The following is a 2,949-nucleotide window of genomic DNA, read 5'->3' as shown; positions in this document are numbered from 1 at the left end:
ACCGGTGACCGAGCCCCGGTAGTAGTCGTCGTCCTCGGTGCCGGGCACCATCGGGTGCGGGGCGGAGAGCATGCCCTCGCCCAGAGGCGCGAGCAGATCGGCCTTCTCGTAGATCATGCCGCCCCGGGTGGGGCCTGCGAGCTCGTAGTCGTTGGTCATCGTCAGGGCCCGGGTGGGGCACGCCTCGATGCACAGCCCGCAGAAGATGCAGCGCAGGTAGTTGATCTGGTAAACGCGGCCGTAGCGCTCACCGGGCGAGTACTGGGCGTCCGGTGTGTTGTCGGCGCCCTCGACGTAGATCGCGTCGGCCGGGCAGGCCCACGCGCACAGCTCGCAGCCGATGCACTTCTCCAGCCCGTCCGGGTGCCGGTTGAGCTGGTGCCGGCCGTGGTACCGCGGCTTGGTCGGGACCTTCTCACGCGGGTACTGCTCGGTGACGGTCGGCTTGAACATCGCGGAGAACGTGACCCCGAAGCCGGCCACCGGCGCCGTGAAGGCACCCAGACCACGCTTGCCCGGGATCAAGGGGGTGTACTCGTGCGAGGCCGGTGCACCGACCTCGGCGCCGCCCTCCCGGCGGGTGATCTCGTCGTCAGCCACGGGGCTCCTCCTCGTCCTCGGGCCGTGCCGGTCCGGCACCTGCCGTCGAGCCGTCGGTCAGCAGATCCGTCGTCGCGCTCACGTCGGCCTCCTGCAGGCGGCGGCGCCTGGGGGACGGCGGCAACGTCTGGCCCGGCAACGGCGGCACCGGGTACCCCCCGGCGAAGGCGTCGAACTCCTCGCTCGGGGGTTCCTCATCCTCCTGACGCCGTTCGGGGATCAGGAACGACACCGCGACCGCCACCAGCGCCGCACCCGCGAGCACGTACAGCATGGTCTGCAGGTCGACCTCCATGAACTGGCGGGCGCCCTGCACCGCCGCGACCACGACGATCCACACCAGCGAGGCCGGGATCAGGACCTTCCAGCCCAGCTTCATGAACTGGTCGTAGCGGAAACGCAGGAGCGTCCCGCGGATCCACACGAACAGGAACATGAAGAACCAGAGCTTGGCCAGGAACCACAGCAGCGGCCACCAGCCCTCGTTGAACATGCCGTCGTTGACCGCGGACAGCGGCCACGGGGCGCGCCACCCGCCGAAGAACAACGTCACCGCGATCGCCGAGACGTTCAGCATGTTGATGTACTCGGCGAGGAAGAACCACGCGAACTTCATCGACGAGTACTCGGTCATGAAGCCCGAGACGAGCTCGCCCTCGGCCTCGGGAAGGTCGAACGGCAACCGGTTGACCTCACCCACCATCGACACGAAGTAGATGACGAAGGCGGGGAGCAGCGGCAGGAACCACCAGATCTGGCTCTGGGAGTCCACGATCTGCGAGGTCGACATCGACCCGGCGAGGATGAACACGCTGACCAGGGACAACCCCATCGCCAGCTCGTAGGAGATGACCTGGGCCGTGGACCGCACGGAGCCGAGCAGCGGGTAGGTCGACCCGGACGACCAGCCACCGAGCACGATCCCGTACACCCCGAACGACGCCGCCGCCAGGATGTACAGCACGGCCACCGGGAAGTCGGTGAGCTGCAGCGGGGTGGTGACCCCGAACATCGAGACCTCGGGCCCGAGCGGGATCACCGCGAAGATCAGCAGCGCGGAGAACACCGAGATCATGGGCGCGAGCAGGTACACGATGCGGTCTGCGGCCTTGACGTTGATGTCCTCCTTGAGCAGGAGCTTCATCGCGTCGGCCAGCGACTGCAGCAGCCCGAAGGGACCGTGCCAGTTGGGGCCGGGCCGGATCTGCATCCGCGCCACGACCTTGCGCTCGAACCAGATCGCGATCAGCACGCTGGTCAGCAGGAACGCCACGATGCCGACCGCCTTGATCAGGACGATCCACCAGGTGTCGTTCGAGAAGTCGGCGGCCGTGGCGACCTGCGCCGGCAGCACCGTGCCTGGAATCACGAGACCTCTCCGTCCGTCGTCACGGTCCCCCGCCGGAGGTCGACCACCGCGCCCGCGGACGCCCGGAGCGTCCGGCGGACCGTCGAGCCGGTCGAGTTCGTCGGCACCCACACCACCGCGTCGGTCATCGGCGTGACCGCGACCGGGAGCGTGATCGCCCCGTCCACGTCGGGCCGGCCGATCCGCACCGGGTCGCCGGCCGCGACGCCCAGGGACGCGGCCGTCGCCGGTGACACACGTGCCACGGGTGTCTGGGCGGTGCCGGCGAGGAACGCCTCACCGTCCTGGCAACGACCCAGGTCCAGCAGCATGTTCCAGGTGGCGAGCACCGCCTGGCCCGGCCCTGGGGCCGGGGGCTCCGCCGGGTCCACCGCAGGGGCGCCCACCCGGGGCCCGTCCCACGAGCCGAGCTCGTCGAGCTCGGCGTGCACCTCGGCGGTGCTGCGCAGCCCCAGGAGCACACCCATCGCGCGGGCCAGGGTGTCCAGCACCCGGTGGTCGGCCATCGCGGTCGACGTCAGCGCCTGGGGGAACGGCCGCGGCCGGCCCTCCCAGGTGAGGAAGGTCCCGGCCTTCTCGACCGGGGGCGCGACCGGCAGGACCACGTCGGCGTGCTCGGTGACCTGCGACGCGCGAACCTCGAGCGACACCACGAAGGCCCGCTGCAGCGCCGCGAGGGCGAGCTCGGGGTCGGGCAGGTCACCGGGGTCGACGCCACCCACGAGCAGGGCGCCCAGGGTGCCGTCCGCAGCCGCTTCCAGGATCTGGTCGACGTCCCGTCCGGGCTGGGCGGGCAAGGAGTCCACACCCCAGACCGCCGCCACGTCGACCCGCGCCTGAGGCTCCGCGACCGGTCGACCACCGGGAAGCAGGCTGGGCAGGGCACCGGCCTCGACGGCGGCCCTCTCCCCCGCCCTGCGCGGGAACCACACCAGGCGTGCGCCGGTGCTCGCGGCCAGTGCGAGCGCCGCGGTCAGGCC

General features: G+C 70.8%; 3 protein-coding genes. All 3 read right to left on the bottom strand.

All coding sequences use genetic code 11. From position 1 onward, the window contains the following. On the bottom strand, window positions 1-522 hold a 522-nt coding region (nuoI, locus tag N869_RS14025; protein WP_035062610.1), incomplete at its 3' end, for an NADH-quinone oxidoreductase subunit NuoI. Between the two features lie 70 nt (window positions 523-592). Further along, window positions 593-1,969, bottom strand: a complete 1,377-nt coding sequence (nuoH, locus tag N869_RS14020; RefSeq protein ID WP_232229768.1) for an NADH-quinone oxidoreductase subunit NuoH — start codon at window positions 1,967-1,969, stop codon at window positions 593-595. Further along, a partial coding sequence (locus tag N869_RS14015) for a molybdopterin-dependent oxidoreductase (RefSeq protein ID WP_035062607.1) occupies window positions 1,966-2,949 on the bottom strand: 984 nt, incomplete at its 5' end. The genes nuoH and N869_RS14015, both read right to left, overlap by 4 nt.

Source organism: Cellulomonas bogoriensis 69B4 = DSM 16987 (genome assembly GCF_000767165.1).
Lineage (GTDB): Bacteria > Actinomycetota > Actinomycetes > Actinomycetales > Cellulomonadaceae > Actinotalea > Actinotalea bogoriensis.
This window is presented reverse-complemented; position numbering and strand designations above follow the sequence as displayed.